Here is an 18,053-nt window from a genome sequence, read left to right on the forward strand (position 1 = left end):
CGCGATGGGTGACACCCGTACCGACGACGCCACCTGGGCGCTGCTGCGCGACCTCGCCACCGAGGCGATGACCCGCGCGTACGTGCCCTACTCCGCCTACCCCGTCGGCGCCGCCGCGCTGGTGGAGGACGGACGCACCGTCTCGGGCTGCAACGTGGAGAACGCCGCGTACGGCGTCACGCTGTGCGCCGAGTGCGGGCTCGTGTCCGAGCTCGTGCGCTCCGGCGGCGGGCGCCTGGTGGCGTTCACGTGCGTGGACGGCGACGGGGAGCTGCTGGTCCCGTGCGGCCGGTGCCGCCAGCTCCTCTGGGAGCACGGCGGGCCGGGGCTCGAGATGCTGATGCCCTCCGGGCTGCGCACTCTCGCCGACCTGCTGCCCGACGCCTTCGGACCCGACCATCTGGAGAGAACCCATGGCTGAGCCCTTCGACACCGTCGACGTCATCCGCGCGAAGCGAGACAGCGAGCGGCTGAGCGACGAGCAGATCGACTGGGTGATCGACGCCTACACCCGCGGGGTCGTCGCCGAGGAGCAGATGAGCGCCCTCGCCATGGCGATCTTCCTCAACGGGATGGAACGCGCGGAGATCGCGCGCTGGACGGACGCCATGATCCGCTCGGGAGAGCGGATGGACTTCTCCACCCTGTCCCGCCCGACGTCGGACAAGCACTCCACCGGCGGCGTCGGCGACAAGATCACGCTGCCCCTCGCGCCGCTCGTCGCGGTCTTCGGGGTCGCGGTGCCGCAGCTGTCCGGGCGCGGCCTCGGCCACACCGGGGGGACCCTCGACAAGCTCGAGGCGATCCCCGGGTGGAACGCCTCCCTGTCCAACGACGAGGTGCTCGCCCAGCTCGAGGACGTCGGTGCCGTCATCTGCGCCGCCGGCTCGGGGCTGGCGCCGGCGGACAAGAAGCTCTACGCGCTGCGCGACACCACCTCCACCGTGGAGTCGCTCCCGCTCATCGCCTCCTCGATCATGAGCAAGAAGATCGCGGAGGGCACCGGTTCCCTGGTGCTCGACGTCAAGGTGGGCTCCGGGGCGTTCATGAAGGAGCTCGACACGGCGCGGGAGCTGGCCGAGACCATGGTGGCGCTCGGCACCGACGCCGGTGTGCGCACCGTCGCCCTGCTCACCGACATGTCCACCCCGCTCGGCCTGACCGTGGGCAACGCGCTCGAGGTCCGCGAGTCCGTGGAGGTCCTCGCCGGGGGCGGGCCCGCCGACGTCGTCGAGCTGACCGTCGCGCTCGCCCGGGAGATGCTCGCCGCCGCCGGCCAGGAGGACGCCGACCCCGCGGCAGCGCTCCAGGACGGCCGCGCGATGGACGTGTGGCGGAAGATGATCGCCGCCCAGGGCGGCGACCCGGACGCGGCGCTGCCCGTCGCCGAGCACACCGAGGACGTGCTGGCCGAGGCGGACGGCGTGCTCACAGGTCTCGACGCCTACGACGTCGGTGTGGCGTCCTGGCGCCTCGGCGCGGGGCGCGCCCGCAAGGAGGACCCCGTGCAGGCCGTCGCGGGCGTGGAGCTGCACGCCAAGCCGGGGGAGCGGGTGCGGGCCGGGCAGAAGCTCATGACCCTGCACACCGCCACGCCCGAGCGCTTCGACCGTGCCCGGGAGGCGCTCGCCGGCGCCGTCGTCATCGAGCCCGACGGTGCCACCCGGGAGCGCGCGATCGTCCTGGACCGGGTCGCCGGCTGAGTCGCCGCACGACGAGCCACCCGTAGCCGCTCGGGCTGCCGGTGGCCCGAGCCGGCGTGGCTCCGGGCCGAGGTGGCTCCGAGCCCGCGTGGCCCGAGTCCACCGGTCGCCGGGTCGAGGGGCTTTCCGGCAGTCTGATCTGCATGACTGTCCCCGACTGGCGCCGCCTGCATCTCGCCGCGCTGCTGGCAGCCCTCGTCCGCCCGGCGCGACCCCCGCGCGGCTCGGGCGCCGACGCTCCTGCGGCTCTCGGTCCGCGTGACGGTGGCGCGGCGGACGACGGCGCGACGAACCCGCACGAACGCACAGCTGGGCGGGCCCGTCCCGTCCCGCCCCAGCTCGTCACGCTCGGCTGGGCACCGGCCCGGCAGTCCGACCAGACGACGTGCGGTTCCACGGTCCTGCTCATGCTCGCCGCGACCGGTGACCCGGCGCTGGCCACCTGGCTCGAGACCGGCGAGCTGCCCCCGGGGCTGCCGCCGCACCGCGTGCCGCCGGAGATCACGCGCCGCGTTGCTGCTGCCGACGCCGCCGGGCGGATGGCGGCGGCGCAGCGGCACGTGAAGTGGCGGACCGGGGCCCGGGGCCTCGGCCGGCTCCGCTGGCCGGCGGCCCTCGGGACCCCGCCGTGGACGGCCGCGCGGGAGGCACGGTTCCCGGGGGTCCGGTACCGCGGCGTCCCGGTGGACGACGCCTCGCCGTCGGCCGCCGTGCTGCTCGGCAGGGCGCGCGAGGCGACGCTCGCCGGCGTCCCGGTGCCCCTCTACACCGGTGGCGACCTCGGCCGCGGGCTCGCCACCGCGGTGCCTCGGCACGTGGTGCTCGCCGTCCCGCCGCCGGCCGACGCCCCGCACCGCGGCCACGACCGTGCCGGCCGGCCGGTGCTGCACCTGTACGACCCGTCGGACGGACGGGTGCACCAGGTGCGGCTCGCCGACCTGCTCGCGCGCACGGGGCCCCACCCCGCGCTCGGCGGGTGGACGCACGTGGTCTGGATCCTGCTGCCGGAGCCCCTCGGGCGGGTCCGTTCCCTTGCGCCGACCGGGCCCGCGGGGCAGTCTGGGCATCCCATCCCGTGACCGTTCGAGGAGGAGCCCATGAGCGAGCAGCCCGACAGCACCGCCATCGAGCTGGACCCGGAGAGCCTGGCCGAGGAGCACGTCGTCAGCGAGGATCCTGCCGACCTGCCCGAGGAGTACGAGCCCGAGCCCGAGCTGGTCTCGGCCACCCGTGAGGCCGACCATGCGGACGTGGCCGAGCAGCTGATCGAGGTGCCCGGCATGGACGAGGACGGCGACGAGGGCGAGGCCGAGGAGGAGTTCTAGATATCGGCCGAACCGCCGGCCCGTTCCCTACACTGGGGCGGGCCGGCGACGCTGTTCAGGCGTGGTCGTCCGACTCTGCGGCACCGGCACCGGCACCGGCACCGGCACCGCTATCGCTGCCGGCGTCGCTGGCCGGCGTCGCTGGCCGGCGGCACTGCCGTCAGGGTCGGCACCCAAGGCTCCGCCGTCGGGCGGGGCACCACCCGTCCGCCGGACGGGGAAGAAGAAGCAGGTGGAGGAACGATGACGTTGCAGACCGCCTCGCTGGCACCGGCCGCGAGAGCCGTCCGGGTGCTCGGGAACGAGCTGACCGAGAAGAGCCTGCGCCTGCACCTGGAGGGGCTGCCGGGCGTGGACGCCGTCGGGCTGGACCAGCGGGCGGCGGCGCTGGGGACGAGGTCGATCAAGACGACCTCGAAGGCCTGGGCGATCGACAAGGCGATCTCGCTCATCGACCTGACCACCCTCGAGGGCGCGGACACGCCGGGCAAGGTGCGCTCGCTGGTCGCCAAGGCGGTGACCCCGGACCCCACTGACCCGTCGACGCCGCGCCCCGCCGCGGTGTGCGTCTACGGCGACATGGTCCCGGCCGCCGTCGAGGCCCTCGGGCCGCTCAAGGGCCTGGACGACGGCGGGATCAACGTGGCCGCCGTCGCCACCGCCTTTCCCAGCGGGCGGGCGTCCCGGGAGGTGAAGCTCGCCGACACCGCCGACGCCGTCGCGGCGGGGGCCGACGAGATCGACATGGTCATCGACCGCGGGGCGTTCCTCGCGGGGCGCTACGGGAAGGTCTTCGACGAGATCGTCGCCGTGAAGGAGGCCTGCCGCCGCCCGGACGGCACCTCCGCGCACCTCAAGGTCATTCTCGAGACCGGCGAGCTGGCGACCTACGACAACGTCCGCCGGGCGTCCTGGCTCGCGATCCTCGCCGGCGGCGACTTCATCAAGACCTCCACCGGCAAGGTCTCGCCGGCCGCGACCCTGCCGGTCACCCTCTTGATGCTGCAGGTCGTGCGGGAGTGGCACCGGCTCACCGGGGAGCGGATCGGCGTCAAGCCCGCGGGCGGCATCCGTACCTCGAAGGACGCGATCAAGTACCTCGTCACCGTCGCCGAGACGGTGGGGGAGGAGTGGCTCGACCCGCACCTGTTCCGGTTCGGGGCGTCCAGCCTCCTCAACGACGTGCTGCTGCAGCGTCAGCGCCTCCGCACCGGCCACTACTCCGGCCCCGACTACGTCACGATCGACTGAGGTCACATGAGCTTCCTCGACTACGCCCCCGCGCCGGAGTCCACGGCGATCCTCAACCTGCGGGAGTCCTACGGGCTCTTCGTCGACGGCGAGTTCGTCGACGCGGACGGCTCCTCCTTCGCGACCATCTCGCCGGCGACCGAGCAGCACATCGCCACGGTCGCCGCCGCGAACGCCGTCGACGTCGACCGTGCCGTCGCGGCCGCCCGCCGTGCCTACGAGAGCACCTGGTCGCGCCTGAGCGGCACCGACCGGGGCAAGTACCTCTTCCGCATCGCCCGGCTCGTGCAGGAGCGCTCGCGCGAGCTGGCCGTCGCGGAGAGCCTCGACAACGGCAAGCCGATCCGGGAGAGTCGCGATGTCGACGTCCCGCTGGTGGCGGCGTGGTTCTTCTACTACGCCGGGTGGGCCGACAAGCTCGACCACGCCGGCCTCGGCCCGGCGCCGCGTGCGCTCGGGGTGGCCGCGCAGGTGATCCCGTGGAACTTCCCGCTGCTGATGCTGGCGTGGAAGATCGCGCCGGCGCTCGCGGCCGGGAACACCGTGGTGCTCAAGCCGGCGGAGACGACGCCGTTGAGCGCGCTGCTCTTCGCCGAGATCCTCCAGCAGGCCGACCTGCCGCCCGGGGTGGTCAACATCGTCACGGGCGCCGGGGACACCGGGGAGGCACTGGTCAACCACCCGGACGTGAACAAGGTGGCGTTCACCGGCTCGACCGCGGTCGGCCGTGCGATCGCCCGGTCCGTGGCCGGGACTGGGAAGAAGGTCACGCTCGAGCTCGGCGGCAAGGCCGCCAACATCGTCTTCGACGACGCGCCGCTGGACCAGGCGGTCGAGGGCATCGTCAACGGCATCTTCTTCAACCAGGGGCACGTGTGCTGTGCCGGGTCGCGGCTGCTCGTGCAGGAGAACATCCACGACGAGGTCGTCGACCGGTTGAAGGACCGGCTGTCGACCCTGCGGCTGGGGGACCCGCTGGACAAGAACACCGACATCGGCGCGATCAACTCCGCGGAGCAGCTGGACCGTATCCGCACGCTCTCGCGGATCGGCGAGGAGGAGGGGGCGGAGCGCTGGTCCGCCCCGTGCACGATCCCGGAGAACGGGTTCTGGTACGCGCCGACGATCTTCACGAACGTCTCCACCTCCCACCGCATCGCGCGGGACGAGATCTTCGGCCCGGTGCTGTCGGTGCTGACGTTCCGCACGCCCGCGGAGGCGGTGGCGAAGGCGAACAACACCCCGTACGGCCTCTCGGCCGGGATCTGGACGGAGAAGGGCAGCCGGATCCTTGCCGTCGCCGACCGGCTGCGTGCCGGCGTGGTGTGGGCGAACACCTTCAACCGGTTCGACCCCGCCTCCCCGTTCGGCGGCTACAAGGAGTCCGGCTACGGGCGCGAGGGGGGCCGGCACGGTCTCGCGGCGTACCTCGAGCCCGCCGTCGGATCCGTGGCTGCGACCGAGCCGGCGCGGGCGCCTGTGCGGGTGGAAGGACACCGGGAGGAGCGCCGCTCCGACGCCATGGGTGACGGCGGGACGAGCACCGTCTCGACGGTGGACACCGTCGGCGCCACCGGCGGGGAGACCCCCGACACGGCTGAACCAGCGACGGGGACGCAGCGCGGCGGGTCCCGCCGGAAGAAGGGGGAGACCCGATGACACGCCTGGCGGTGCCGAAGACCTACAAGCTCTACGTGGGCGGGAAGTTCCCCCGCTCCGAGAGCGGCCGCACCTACGAGGTGACGACGGCGGACGGGCGCTTCCTGGCCAACGCCGCGAGGGCGAGCCGCAAGGACGCCCGCGACGCCGTGCGCGCCGCCCGGTCCGCCCAGCCCGGGTGGGCCGGCGCGACGGCGTACAACCGCGGGCAGGTGCTCTACCGGATCGCCGAGCTGCTCGAGGGACGCCGGGCCCAGTTTGTCGCGGAGGTCCGTGAGACGGAGGGGATCGAGGAGGCAGCAGCGACCGCCCAGGTGGACGCCGCGATCGACGTGTGGGTCTGGTACGCGGGCTGGGCCGACAAGTACGCGCAGGTCGCCGGCAACGCCAACCCCGTGGCCGGGCCCTACTTCAACATCTCCGCGCCCGAGCCGACCGGTGTGGTCGCGATCGTGGCGCCGCAGGAGTCGGCGCTGCTCGGGCTGGTGTCCGTGGTGGCGCCCGCGCTGGTGCCGGGCAACACGGTGGTCGTCGTCGCCTCGGAGAAGGCGCCTCTCTCGGCCATCTCGCTTGCCGAGGTGCTCGCCACCTCGGACGTGCCCGGTGGGGTCGTCAACGTGCTCACCGGCTCGCCGGCCGAGATCGCCCCGTGGTTGGCCGCGCACGCCGACGTCAACGCGTTCGACCTCGCCGGCGCCGGGGCTCTGGACTGGGTCGACCTCGAGATCGCCGCGGCCGAGACCCTCAAGCGAGTGCTCGCGCCGGTCGACGGTGTACCTGCACCGACGCTCGGCCGGATCACTGCCCTGACGGAGACGAAGACCGTCTGGCACCCCAAGGGCATGCTGTGACGTGGCCCAGGGGCATGCTCTGACGTAGCCCAGGGGCATGCTCTGACGTAGCCCAAGGGCATGTTGTGACGTAGCGGGGCCCGCTGGTACGTAAGCGGAACATCCTCCTGTGGCGACGCCACCTGCCGCTGACCGGCATGCGCAGGAGCCGGCGCGCGGGTGCGCGTCGGCTCCTGGCCTCGGTGGTGGACGGCGGACGGTGCCGCCATGGTGCGGTGCCCTGCTTCGTTGGCGTGCCGCGAGGGATCGGTGAGGCCGCTCTGGAATCGCCAAGTGCGTGAGGCACCGCGGGACTGCGGCGGTCCTAGAAGGGTGGGTCGGTGTTGGCGAAGAGGTCGGCCCAGCGGTTTGCGGCGGCCGGTGCGCCGGCTGGCGGGTCGGGGGTGTGGCGGTACCGGTGGCCGGTGCGGGCGACGGTCCAGATGACGGTGCCGTCCGGCTCGCGGACCACGTCCCAGCGCTTCGACGTCTTGAGGTTGTGATGCCGCCGGCACAGCGGGTGGAGGTTGCAGACGCTGGTCTGCGCCACGAGGTGCGCGATCGCGGGGTCGTAGGCGATGCGGTGGTCCAGGTCGCACACCACCGACGGCCGGTTGCAGCCGGGGAAGGTGCAGGTGACGTCGCGGGCCCGGACGGTGCGGGTCAGGTCCGCGCCTGGCCGGTAGGCCTTGGTGGAGAGGTCCTTGAAGTGGCCGTGCTCGTCGGTCAGCAGCGCCCGCCAGGTCGCGTCCTGCGCGAGCTCGCGGGCCAGCTCGGCCGGGATCGGCCCGTACCCCGCCAGATATCCCGCCTGGTGGTCCAGGCCGAGCAGGGTCCCGGCCCCGACGGTGATCTGCGCCCCGGCCCGGGCGAGGCGCCCCGACGGCAACGGGTGCCCGGCCAGGTCCACCCCGCGGTCCAGGACCGAGGCGAAGAGGTCGACGAACGCGTCCGCCTGGACCTGCTCCCGGGTCCGCTCGTCCGACTGGTCGCCGTCCACGGCGGCATCGGCCAGCGCGCGCAGGGCGGTCTTGATCGTGTGGGCGTGGTCGGCGCGCACGTAGGCGGTGATCCAGGCCATCGCGTCCGGGGCGGGGGTGATGGTGACCTTCCGCGCCGCGTGCTCGCGCTGGCGCCGCTCCACCCCGGCGTCCGGGTTCACGCTCAGCGCGGCGGCGCGGAGCCGGTTGCGCAGCTTCGGCCCCGAGAGCCGGTCGGCGTCCTTCAGCAGCCCGGTCACGACCCGGCGCTGCTGACCCGTGGTCAGGCCCGGCTCGCGGGTGGTGAGCACGGTGGCCTTGCGGGAGTCGATGCGCCCGGTGGTCAGGGCGTCGGCGACCTCGGGGAAGGAGTCCAGGGCGGCGGCGAGGTCGACCTTCATGGCGCCGACGGTGCCGGTGGAGCCGAGGCGGGCGCCGATCTCGGCGGCGGCGGTCTTGGCGGCGGTGCCGGTGGTGCCGTGCCGGTCGGTCAGCTCGCGGACCAGGACGGCCTGCTGGGCCGTGGCCCAGGAGGCCAGGCGTTCGAAGGCGGCGATGCCCTCGATCAGGGTCGCGTCCCCGACCTGGGCGGGGGAGAGGGCGGCGAGAGCGGTGGCCAGCCCGGGCCCGCCCGGCAGGGCCTCCAGGGCCGAGGCCCCGGCCGCGTCCGCCTCCCCGTCCACCAGTCCCCGCCCCAACGCCTCGGCCAGGCCCGGGTCCCCCGGCGCGGGCACCGGCCCGCTGCTCGGGACCGGCGCCGCGCCCGTGGGCACCACCGCCCACCACGGCAACGAGGAGACTGCACCATCAGCGGCAGCGGCGCCCTCCCTGGACGAGCCACCGCGGGAAGGAGAGAGCAAGGAGCCGGAAGAGAGAGGGACGTCGGAAGAGGAAACGACGTCGGCAGCGGGCTCGTCATCGACGGCCGAGGCGCCGCCATGGGGTCCAGTGGCCGAGGCGCCGCCATCGGGTGCCGTGGCCGAGGCGCCGCCATCGGGTGCCGTGGCCGAACCGCCGCCATCCGGTGCCGTGGCCAAGATGGCGCCCGCCGAGTCGTCGTCGCCCGAGGTCACGGGCGCGTCCTCCGCCAGGCCGGCCGGCGCCCCGACCTCCCACACCAGCTCCGAGGAGGGCGGGTACAGCGCGACACCGGCCGCCACCCAGCCGCCCACCACCTCGGCGAACGCACGCTCCAGGTCCGACACCAAGGCACCCGAGGCCCCGGCGGCACCCTGAACGCCGAACCCGCTCACCCCGTCCCTGACCATGCATCGAACACTAGTGCGACCCACCGACATCCGCCCGGGCTGCCGGAGATCTGTGGACAGGACGGCAGGCGGAGTGGCGGTGGACGGACCAGGCGGTCGACTGGCGGCGACGGACTACCGCCGGCTGGTGGTGGCGGACCGGCAGCCGGAGTAGCGGTGGACGGACCAGGCGGTCGATGCACTGCCGAACCGGCGGCCGGTGTGGCGGTACACGGACGAGAGGCGTTCCTACATCTCGACCGCAGCCGCGACGTCAGCGCGCAGGGCCTCCATCCGGAGGGACGCCGTGTGCCTGGCGGTGCTCACGTCAGGCACCGACGGGACGATCACCTCCAGGTAGCACTTGAGCTTCGGCTCGGTCCCGGAGGGCCTGATGATCACGCGGTCGCCCGCAGCTGTGAGGTAGAGCAGTCCGTCCGTGGGAGGCAGATCCTCGGAGCCGGTCGCGAGGTCGGTCGTCGTCACCACCGGGGAGCCGGCCAGCGTGGTGGGGCCGCCGGAGCGGAGCCGGGCCATGGTCGAGGTGATGAGGGAGAGGTCCGACACCCGGACGGAGATCTGGCTCGTCTCGTGCACGCCGTGGCGCTGCGCCAGGTTGTCGAGCGCCCCGACGAACGTCTCCCCGTGGTCGTTCAGCTGCGCGGCCAGGTAGGCGATCCGCACGGCCGCGCTGATGCCGTCCTTGTCGCGCACGGCGGCCGGGTCCACGCAGTACCCGATCGCCTCCTCGTAGCCGAAGACCAGACCCTCGGTGCGCGCGATCCACTTGAACCCGGTCAGCGTGGTCCGGTGCTGCAGGCCGTGCGCCTGCGCGATCCGCGCGAGCAGCCGCGAGGACACCACCGAGCTGGCGAGCACGCCCCGCCCGGCGAACGCGGCGGCCACGCCGGTCTGCTCACCGAGCAGCGCTCCGATCTCGTCGCCGGTGAGCTGGCGCCAGCCGCCGATGACGTTGCGGTCGGGCACCGCCATGGTGCACCGGTCGGCGTCGGGGTCGTTGGCGAGGACGAGGTCGGCGTCCACGGAGCGTGCGAGGTCGAACGCCAGGTCCAGGGCGCCGGGCTCCTCCGGGTTGGGGAAGGCGACGGTGGGGAAGTCCGGGTCCGGGTCCGCCTGCTTGGGGACCACGTGCACGTCGCCGAAGCCGGCGCGGCGCAGCGCCTCCACCGTCGTCGCACCGCCGACGCCGTGCATGGGCGTGTAGACGATCCGCACCTCGCGGGTGTGCCGCGGCGGGACGAGGGAGACCACCCGCTGCAGGTACGCCTCGTGGATCTCGGGCCCGAGCACCTCCCAGCCGCCCTCGGCCAGCGGCACGTCGACGGCCCGGGGGGCGGCGGCGATGCGCTCGGCGATGCGGGCGTCGTACGGCGGCACGATCTGCGCGCCCTGGCCCGCTCCGGTCACCGCCCGGCCACCGAGGTACACCTTGTAGCCGTTGTCCTGCGGCGGGTTGTGGGACGCGGTGACCATCACCCCCGCGTCGGTGCCGAGGTGCCGGACCGCGAAGGCGAGCACCGGCGTCGGCAGCGGCTCGGGCAGGAGGAGGGCCCGGCCGCCCGCGGCGGTGACCACGGCGGCGGTGTCCCGGGCGAACTGCGCGGAGCCGTAGCGCGCGTCGTAGCCGACGGCGACCGTGAAGCCCCGGCCCACCTCGCCGGCGAGGAAGTCGCTGAGCCCGGCCGCGGCGCGGATCACCACGGCGCGGTTCATGCGGTGCGGCCCACCGCCCAGCGCGCCCCGCAGCCCGGCGGTCCCGAACTCGAGGGGGCCGGAGAACCGCGAGTCGAGGTCGGCCTGCGCGGCGAGCGCGTCCTCGCCCGTGCCGGCGGCCCGCTCGACGAGCTCGGTCAGCTCCGTCCGCGTGCGCTCGTCGGGGTCGGCGGCGATCCAGGCGTTGACCTCGTCGGCGGTGACATTCATGTCGTCGGTTCTCCTCAGGACGTCGTGCTTCACAGGCTGCGGACGATGTCCGCGAGCAGGCGGGAGATGCGGGGGCCGGCGGCGCGGCCGGCCTCGAGGACCTCCTCGTGCGAGAGCGGCTCGGCGGAGATGCCCGCGGCCGCGTTGGTGACCAGCGAGATGCCGAGGATCTCCAGGCCGGCGTGCCGGGCGGCGATCGCCTCCAGCGCCGTGGACATGCCGACGAGGTGACCGCCGATGCGCCGGGCCATCTGCACCTCGGCCGGGGTCTCGTAGTGGGGCCCGCGGAACTGGACGTAGACACCCTCGGCCAGCGAGGGGTCGACCTCCCGGGCGAGCGCACGCAGCCGCGAGGAGTACAGGTCCGTCAGGTCGACGAACGTCGCCCCCTCCAGCGGCGAGGCGCCGGTGAGGTTGATGTGGTCGCTGATGAGCACCGGGGTGCCCGGCGCCCACTCCGGCTCCAGGCCGCCGCACCCGTTGGTGAGCACGACCGTCGAGGCGCCCGCCGCCGCGGCCACCCGCACGCCGTGGGCCACGCGCCGCACGCCCCGCCCCTCGTAGAAGTGCGTGCGCGCCCCCAGCACCAGGGCGTGACGGTCGGTGCCCTCGATGCGCACCGAGGTCAGCGTCCCGCCATGGCCGACGACGACCGGCGCGCTGAAGCCGGGCAGCTCCGTCGCGGGGATCTCGGCGACCTTCTCGCCCAGCAGGTCGGCGGCGCCGCCCCACCCGGAGCCGAGGACGAGGGCGACGTCGTGACGCTCCACGCCCGTGCGTCGGGCGAGCGTCGCCGCGGCCTCCCGTGCGACGTCGAAGGGGTCGGTCGCGGGATCGTCCAGGTCGGTCGCGGCAGATGCGTCGTACGCGGCGTGGCTCATGGCCCGACGTTATCGCGAGTGCCGGGCTCCGACCGGGGACGACGGGCCCTGCGCGCCGCGTCGTCGGGCCGCGCGTGCGGCGTGCGGCGGGCAGGTTGGGCACAATGCCTCGGGTGAGCACCCCTTCCGGACCAGTCCCGCCCCCAGCCGTCGAGAAGACCGGCGCCGCCCACACCGAGGAGCACCGCCGTGACCACGGCGCCGGCGCGTCGCCGGTGCGCGAGGGGTCACGGGTCGTCATCATCGGCGGCGGTCCCGGCGGGTACGAGGCCGCGCTGGTGGCCCGTCAGCTCGGTGCCCGCGTCCAGGTCGTCGAGCGCCAGGGCATGGGCGGCTCCGCGGTGCTCACCGACGTCGTCCCCTCCAAGACGCTCATCGCCACGGCCGAGTGGCTCACCGTCACCGAGCAGGCGGGGGAGCTCGGCATCGGCGCCGAGGGCGGCGACGACGGCGACCCCGGCGCCCTGCGTGCCGACATGGACGTGGTCGACCAGCGCGTGGTCCGCCTCGCGAAGAAGCAGTCCAAGGACATCCGCACCCGCCTCGAGCGCGAGGGCATCGAGATCGTCATCGGCACCGGCCGGGTGGGCCCCACCATCAGCTCCGAGGGCACCCGGCGCGTCACCGTCACCCTGGAGGACGGCGGCGAGCGCGAGCTCGAGGCGGAGATCATCCTCGTGGCGACGGGCGCCACCCCGCGCGTGCTGCCCACCGCGCAGCCCGACGGCGAGCGCATCCTCACGTGGGCGCAGATGTACAACCTCACCGAGATCCCCGAGCACCTCGTGGTGGTCGGCTCCGGCGTCACGGGCGCCGAGTTCGCCGGTGCCTACAACGCCCTCGGCGCGCAGGTCACGCTCGTCTCCTCCCGCGACCGGGTCCTTCCGGGCGAGGACGAGCACGCCGCCGAGCTGATCGAGGGCGTGTTCCGCCGTCGCGGCATGACCGTCCTCTCCCGCTCTCGTGCGGCGGCCGTGCGCCGCACCGACTGCGGGGTCGAGGTCGAGCTCACCGACGGCCGGGTCGTCGAGGCCTCGCACTGCCTGGTGGCCGTCGGCGGCGTGCCGGCGACCTCCGGGATCGGCCTGGAGGAGGCCGGGGTGGAGATCACCAGCTCGGGGCACATCAAGGTCGACCGCGTCTCGCGCACCCGCGCCTTCCGCATCTACGCGGCCGGTGACTGCACCGGCGTGCTGCCCCTGGCGTCGGTGGCCGCCATGCAGGGGCGGATCGCCATGTGGCACGCCCTCGGCGACGCCGTCGCGCCGCTGGACCTCAGCACCGTCGCGGCCAACATCTTCACCGCACCGGAGATCGCCACGATCGGCGTCACGCAGAAGCAGATCGAGGCCGGCGAGGTCGACGGCGCCATCACCCGGCTCCCGATCGTGCGCAACCCGCGGGCCAAGATGCTCGGCATCAAGGAGGGCTTCATCAAGCTCTTCTCGGACAGGTCCTCGGGCGTGGTGATCGGCGGCGTCATCGTCGCCCCGCGCGCCAGCGAGCTGATCTACCCGATCACCATCGCCGTCGCCCACCGGCTCACGGTCGACGAGCTCGCCAACGTGTTCACCATCTACCCGTCGCTCACCGGCTCCATCGCGGAGGCGGCCCGGACTCTCCACCGCGCGTGAGCCGGGGCCGGCGGCGAGGGCCGTAGGGTCTCCTGCATGGCCGCACCCGCCTCCGCCCCCGCTCTGCCGGACCTGACCGGTGACGTCGCCGCGCTCACGGCGGCCGTCTGCGACATCCCCTCCGTCTCCGGTGACGAGCGCGCCCTCGCCGACGCCATCGAGACGGCGCTGCGCGAGCTGCCACACCTCGAGGTCCTGCGCGACGGCGACGCGGTCGTGGCCCGGACGAACCTGGGGCGCGAGCGCCGCGTCGTCATCGCCGGGCACATCGACACGGTGCCCCTCCAGTCCAACCTGCCCACCCGGGTCGTCCCGGCTGACGACGGCGCGGCGGAGCTGTGGGGCCGCGGCACCGTGGACATGAAGGGCGGCGTCGCCGTCGCCCTCCACCTGGCGGCCGTCCTGCGCGAGCCGCGCTGGGACGTTACGTGGGTCTTCTACGACCACGAGGAGGTGGAGGCGGTCCGCAACGGCCTCGGCCGGCTCGTGCGCCACCACCCCGACTGGCTCGCCGCCGACCTCGCCGTGCTGGGCGAACCCACGGCCGGGGGCATCGAGGGAGGCTGCAACGGCACCCTGCGCGCCGAGGTCCGCACCACCGGCCGCACCGCGCACTCCGCCCGCGGGTGGCGCGGTGTCAACGCGATCCACGCCGCCGGCGAGATCCTGGACCGGCTGCGCCGCTACGAGGCGCGCGACGTCGACGTCGACGGGCTGGTCTTCCGGGAGGGTCTCAACGCCGTCGGGATCACCGGCGGCATCGCGGCGAACATGATCCCGGACGCGTGCGTCGTCACGGTCAACTACCGGTTCGCGCCGTCGCTCGACCCGGCCGGCGCCGAGGCGCACGTCCGGGAGGTCTTCGACGGGTTCGACGTGACGATCACCGACCTCGCGGGCGGGGCGCGGCCCGGGCTCGACGACCCGCTCGTCCAGGGGTTCGTCGAGGCAGTCACCGCGGTCACCGGCGGCGCGCCGGGCCCGAAGTACGGCTGGACCGACGTCGCGCGGTTCGCCGAGCTCGGCATCCCGGCCGTCAACTTCGGCCCGGGCGACCCGATGCTCGCCCACGCCGACGACGAGCGGTGCGACGTCGAGCAGATCCGCACCTGCGCGCGGGCCCTGCACGCCTGGCTCGCTTAGAGGACAATTTCCCCCATGACACGCGAGGTTCGCACCAACCACGACCACGACGGCAACCGGAGCTACCGCCGCGGCCCCGTCCTCCTGCGCCGGGACCAGATCCCGCGGGAGACCACCGACGCACGGCTGCTCGCCCCGGAGCAGGACATCAGCTGGCTCCACCAGGACCCGTGGCGGGTGATGCGGATCCAGGCCGAGTTCGTGGAGGGCTTCGGCGCGCTCGCCGACCTCGGGCCCGCCATCTCTGTGTTCGGCTCCGCGCGCGTCCGGCCCGGCGAGCCGGAGTACGACCTCGCCGAGGACGTCGGGCGGCGTCTCGTCGAGGCGGGCTTCGCCGTCGTCACTGGGGGCGGCCCCGGCGTCATGGAGGCCGCCAACAAGGGCGCGTGCGAGGCGGACGGGACGTCGGTCGGGCTCGGCATCGAGCTGCCCTTCGAGCAGGGCATGAACCAGTGGGTCGACCTGGGGGTGAACTTCCGCTACTTCTTCGCCCGCAAGACCATGTTCGTGAAGTACTCCCAGGGCTTCGTGGTGCTCCCCGGCGGGTTCGGCACCATGGACGAGCTGTTCGAGGCGCTCACGCTCGTCCAGACCCAGAAGGTCTCCTCCTTCCCGATCGTGCTCGTCGGGTCCTCCTACTGGGGCGGCCTGCTCGACTGGCTCCGCGACGCGATGGTCGCCCGCGGCACGATCAGCCCCGCCGACCTCGATCTCCTCCCCCTCGTCGACACCGCCGAGGAGGCCGTCGACGCCGTCCTGAACGGCATGGCGCAGCTCGCCCAGGAGGTCAAGGCGCAGGCCGCAGCCGCCGAAGAGGCTGGTGGCGCGGCCGAGTGATCTAAACTGGACGCAGCGATCACTCTGCCCGGTCGGCAGAGTCTGCCCCGTTTCGGGGTGGTCGAGGATCCACGGAGAAGAGGGGTACACCACATGGCCGCGATGAAGCCGAGGACCGGAGACGGGCCGCTCGAGGTCACCAAGGAGGGGCGCGGCATCGTCATGCGCGTCCCGCTCGAGGGTGGTGGCCGACTCGTCGTCGAGCTCACCCCGGCCGAGGCCGGTGAGCTGAGCGAGGCGCTCGGCGCCGTCGCGAGCTGACACGCCCCACAGAACCGACACACGGCCGGCCAGGCACGCTGGCCGGCCGTCGTCGTCCCCGAGCCACCGGAGCCTGACCGTGCAGTCCCTGCCGGAGATCGTCCTGCCCGAGATCGTCCTCGCCGACGAGCGAGTGGCCCACCCGCGGGAGGGGGGCCGGTGGGCGGACCCGGTGCCGGACGCGCTGGCCGTCCCGGTGGCCCCCGCGCCGCCCGGCGAGGACGAGCTGCAGCCCCGCGGCGGTGCGGCCGACGTCGCCGCGCTCTACGGCATCGACCTGCTCGCCGAGGCCGAGCGTGCGGAGCTCAGCGGGAAGGCGGGCACGACCGCCGTCGTCCGGCTGCCGCGCGTGCTGCCCGGGGTGGTGGACCTGCCGTGGCAGGGGCTGCCGGAGACCCTCGTGCTGGTCGGCGTCGGGGACGGGAGCCCCGCGGCTGCGCGCCGCGCCGGCCTCGCGCTCGGGCGGGCCGCCGCGGGCCTGGGCACCGTCGCCCTCGCCGCGGGGGACGACCTGACGACGGCGACCCTGCGCGCGTTCGCCGAGGGCTTCCTCCTCTCCGCCTTCCGGATGCCGCGGACCGGCCGCACGCCCGCACCCGGGCGCCCGGCGCCCCGACGCCTGGTCGTCCTCGGCCGCGTCGGCCGCCATGGCACGGCGGCCGGTGCTGCCTCCGGAGGGACGACGGCGGAGCCCGGAGCGGACGAGACGCTCGCCGCCGCCAGGGCGGCCGCGCGGGCGACCTGGCTGACCCGCCTGCTCGCCGCGACGCCGTCGAGCACGAAGAACCCGGTGTGGCTCGCCGAGCAGGTGGCCGACCTGGTGCGGGCGGCGCCGGCGGAGGGCGGCACGCTGAGCGCCGTGGTCCACGACGAGACGTGGCTGCGGCGCCAGGGCATGGAGGCGATCCTCGCGGTCGGCGGCGGGTCGGTGACGCCGCCGCGCCTCGTGGTGGTCACCTGGGAACCTCGCCGCGCCGACCGGCACGTGGCGCTCGTGGGCAAGGGCATCAGCTTCGACACCGGCGGTCTCTCCCTGAAGCCGCGCGAGGCCATGGTGCCGATGAAGACGGACATGGCCGGTGCCGCCGCCGTCCTCGCTGCCGTGCTCGGGGCGGCCGAGCGCGGCCTGCCCGTGCGCGTCACCGCCGTCCTGCCCCTCGCCGAGAACGCCATGGGCGGTGCCTCCTACCGGCCCGGGGACGTGGTGCGCACCTTCGACGGCACCACCGTCGAGGTCTCCAACACCGACGCCGAGGGCCGGCTCGTCCTGGCGGACGCGCTCGCGTGGACGACCGCGACCGTGGGGGCCGACGCCGTCGTCGACGTCGCCACGCTGACAGGGGCGGCCGCGCGGGGGCTCGGCCGCGGCCACGCCGCGCTCTTCTCGGCCAGCGACGACCTCGCCGGCGAGCTCCTCGCCGCCGGCGAGGCGACGGGGGAGCCGGCCTGGCGCATGCCGCTGGTGGAGGACTACCGGCCCGCCCTGGACTCAGCGGTCGCCGACGTCGCCCACGTCGCGACCGACGGCCACGTCGGGGGAGGGGCCGTCGTCGCCGCCCTGTTCCTCCAGCGCTTCGCCGGGTCCGCGCCGTGGGCGCACCTGGACATCGCCGGCCCCGCACGGGCCGGCAAGGGGGACGGGGAGCTGCCCGCGGCGGCGCCGACCGGGCACGGCGCCCGGCTGCTCCTGCGCTGGCTGGAGGGCCTCAGCGCCGCACGGCCACCAGCAGACCGTCACCGGTCGGCAGCAGGGCACTGACCAGCCGGTCGTCGTCGCGGACCTGCTTGCCGAGCTCGCGGACCGCCACCGTGGTCTCGTCCCGGCGCGCCGGGTCTGCCACGCGGTCGTGCCACAGGGCGGAGCTGACGGCGAGCACCCCGCCCGGGCGCAGCAGCCGGACGGCCAGGTCGACGTCGTCGGCCGCCTCCGCCGGGTCGCCGTCGACGACGGCCATGTCGTAGCTGCGGTCGGCCAGGCGCGGCAGCACGTCGAGGGCGCGACCGCCGATGAGCCGGGTGCGGGCGGGCCGCAGGCCGGCCGAGGCGAAGCTCTCCCGGGCGGCGCGCTGGTGCTCCGGCTCGATGTCGATGGTCGTGAGCACGCCGTCGGGCGCCATCCCGCCCAGGAGCCACAGGCCGGAGACACCCGTGCCCGTGCCGACCTCCGCCACCGCACGCGCCCGGCACGCCGCGGCGAGGAAGCGCAGGGCCGCCCCGGTGCCGGGGGTGACCGGCTGGACGCCGAGCTCCTCGGCGCGCAGGCGCGCGTCGACGACGGCGTCGTCCTCGGCGACGAACTCTTCGGTGTAGGCCCAGGACAGGGCCTTGTCGGCGGTGATGATGGGCCTCCAGGCTGGT

The 18,053-nt window shown here is 74.4% G+C and carries 17 protein-coding genes; 13 read left to right on the forward strand and 4 right to left on the reverse strand.

The genetic code is table 11. The features are described from left to right. Positions 1-4 precede the first annotated feature (4 nt). From ATJ97_RS15170 to ATJ97_RS15200, 7 genes are all read left to right on the forward strand, one after another. On the forward strand, positions 5-421 hold the full coding sequence (locus ATJ97_RS15170; RefSeq protein ID WP_098484455.1) for a cytidine deaminase: 417 nt from the start codon (positions 5-7) through the stop codon (positions 419-421). Beyond that, positions 414-1,703, forward strand: a complete 1,290-nt coding sequence (locus ATJ97_RS15175) for a thymidine phosphorylase (RefSeq protein ID WP_098484456.1) — start codon at positions 414-416, stop codon at positions 1,701-1,703. The genes ATJ97_RS15170 and ATJ97_RS15175 overlap by 8 nt, the downstream gene beginning before the upstream one ends. A gap of 143 nt (positions 1,704-1,846) precedes the next feature. Continuing rightward, the gene (locus ATJ97_RS15180) at positions 1,847-2,782 is read left to right on the forward strand and encodes a hypothetical protein (RefSeq protein WP_098484457.1); all 936 of its coding nucleotides are present in this window, start codon (positions 1,847-1,849) and stop codon (positions 2,780-2,782) included. Positions 2,783-2,800: 18 nt separating this feature from the next. Continuing rightward, positions 2,801-3,028 (forward strand): hypothetical protein, encoded by a 228-nt coding sequence (locus tag ATJ97_RS15185; protein WP_098484458.1) that lies wholly within the window; start codon positions 2,801-2,803, stop codon positions 3,026-3,028. 243 nt (positions 3,029-3,271) lie between these two features. Then, positions 3,272-4,279, forward strand: a complete 1,008-nt coding sequence (gene deoC, locus ATJ97_RS15190; RefSeq protein WP_098484459.1) for a deoxyribose-phosphate aldolase — start codon at positions 3,272-3,274, stop codon at positions 4,277-4,279. Between the two features lie 6 nt (positions 4,280-4,285). Further along, the gene (locus ATJ97_RS15195; protein ID WP_245862590.1) at positions 4,286-5,938 is read left to right on the forward strand and encodes an aldehyde dehydrogenase family protein; all 1,653 of its coding nucleotides are present in this window, start codon (positions 4,286-4,288) and stop codon (positions 5,936-5,938) included. Beyond that, positions 5,935-6,789: an aldehyde dehydrogenase family protein gene (locus ATJ97_RS15200; RefSeq protein WP_098484460.1), complete on the forward strand. Its 855-nt coding sequence runs from the start codon at positions 5,935-5,937 to the stop codon at positions 6,787-6,789. Before ATJ97_RS15195 ends, ATJ97_RS15200 begins: the two co-directional genes overlap by 4 nt. 304 nt (positions 6,790-7,093) lie before the next feature. On the opposite strand, the gene ATJ97_RS15205 is transcribed toward ATJ97_RS15200, so the two are convergent. Then, a complete protein-coding gene (locus tag ATJ97_RS15205; protein WP_143427042.1) occupies positions 7,094-8,482 on the reverse strand; it encodes an HNH endonuclease signature motif containing protein in 1,389 nt (462 codons plus the stop codon). A gap of 304 nt (positions 8,483-8,786) precedes the next feature. Here ATJ97_RS15205 and ATJ97_RS15210 point away from each other — a divergent pair, with 304 nt between their 5' ends. Then, a complete protein-coding gene (locus tag ATJ97_RS15210; RefSeq protein ID WP_143427043.1) occupies positions 8,787-8,984 on the forward strand; it encodes a hypothetical protein in 198 nt (65 codons plus the stop codon). Between the two features lie 260 nt (positions 8,985-9,244). Here the strand turns inward: ATJ97_RS15210 and ATJ97_RS15215 are convergent, their stop codons facing one another. Both ATJ97_RS15215 and ATJ97_RS15220 read right to left on the reverse strand, forming a co-directional pair. Beyond that, on the reverse strand, positions 9,245-10,939 hold the full coding sequence (locus ATJ97_RS15215; protein WP_098484463.1) for a phospho-sugar mutase: 1,695 nt from the start codon (positions 10,937-10,939) through the stop codon (positions 9,245-9,247). Positions 10,940-10,968: 29 nt separating this feature from the next. Then, complete coding sequence (locus ATJ97_RS15220; RefSeq protein ID WP_098484464.1) at positions 10,969-11,820, reverse strand: purine-nucleoside phosphorylase; 852 nt, start codon at positions 11,818-11,820, stop codon at positions 10,969-10,971. Between the two features lie 113 nt (positions 11,821-11,933). Here ATJ97_RS15220 and ATJ97_RS15225 point away from each other — a divergent pair, with 113 nt between their 5' ends. The 5 genes from ATJ97_RS15225 to ATJ97_RS15245 all read left to right on the forward strand — a co-directional run bounded on the left by ATJ97_RS15225 (position 11,934) and on the right by ATJ97_RS15245 (position 17,454). Then, complete coding sequence (locus ATJ97_RS15225) at positions 11,934-13,454, forward strand: NAD(P)H-quinone dehydrogenase (RefSeq protein WP_425432765.1); 1,521 nt, start codon at positions 11,934-11,936, stop codon at positions 13,452-13,454. A gap of 36 nt (positions 13,455-13,490) precedes the next feature. Continuing rightward, entirely contained in the window at positions 13,491-14,597 is a 1,107-nt protein-coding gene (gene dapE, locus ATJ97_RS15230) for a succinyl-diaminopimelate desuccinylase (RefSeq protein ID WP_098484466.1), read from the forward strand. 15 nt (positions 14,598-14,612) lie between these two features. Next, positions 14,613-15,434: an LOG family protein gene (locus ATJ97_RS15235; protein WP_098484467.1), complete on the forward strand. Its 822-nt coding sequence runs from the start codon at positions 14,613-14,615 to the stop codon at positions 15,432-15,434. A gap of 93 nt (positions 15,435-15,527) precedes the next feature. Further along, entirely contained in the window at positions 15,528-15,695 is a 168-nt protein-coding gene (locus tag ATJ97_RS15240) for a DUF3117 domain-containing protein (protein ID WP_098484468.1), read from the forward strand. A 79-nt stretch (positions 15,696-15,774) separates the two neighbouring features. After that, positions 15,775-17,454, forward strand: coding sequence for a leucyl aminopeptidase family protein (locus ATJ97_RS15245; protein WP_245862593.1), 1,680 nt, complete (start codon positions 15,775-15,777; stop codon positions 17,452-17,454). Here ATJ97_RS15245 and ATJ97_RS15250 read toward each other — a convergent pair. Then, positions 17,402-18,034, reverse strand: a complete 633-nt coding sequence (locus tag ATJ97_RS15250; protein WP_098484469.1) for an O-methyltransferase — start codon at positions 18,032-18,034, stop codon at positions 17,402-17,404. The two genes, ATJ97_RS15245 and ATJ97_RS15250, sit on opposite strands and share 53 nt — an antisense overlap. Positions 18,035-18,053: the final 19 nt, after the last annotated feature.

Origin of the sequence: Georgenia soli (genome assembly GCF_002563695.1) — a bacterium.
In the GTDB taxonomy this organism is placed as follows: domain Bacteria; phylum Actinomycetota; class Actinomycetes; order Actinomycetales; family Actinomycetaceae; genus Georgenia; species Georgenia soli.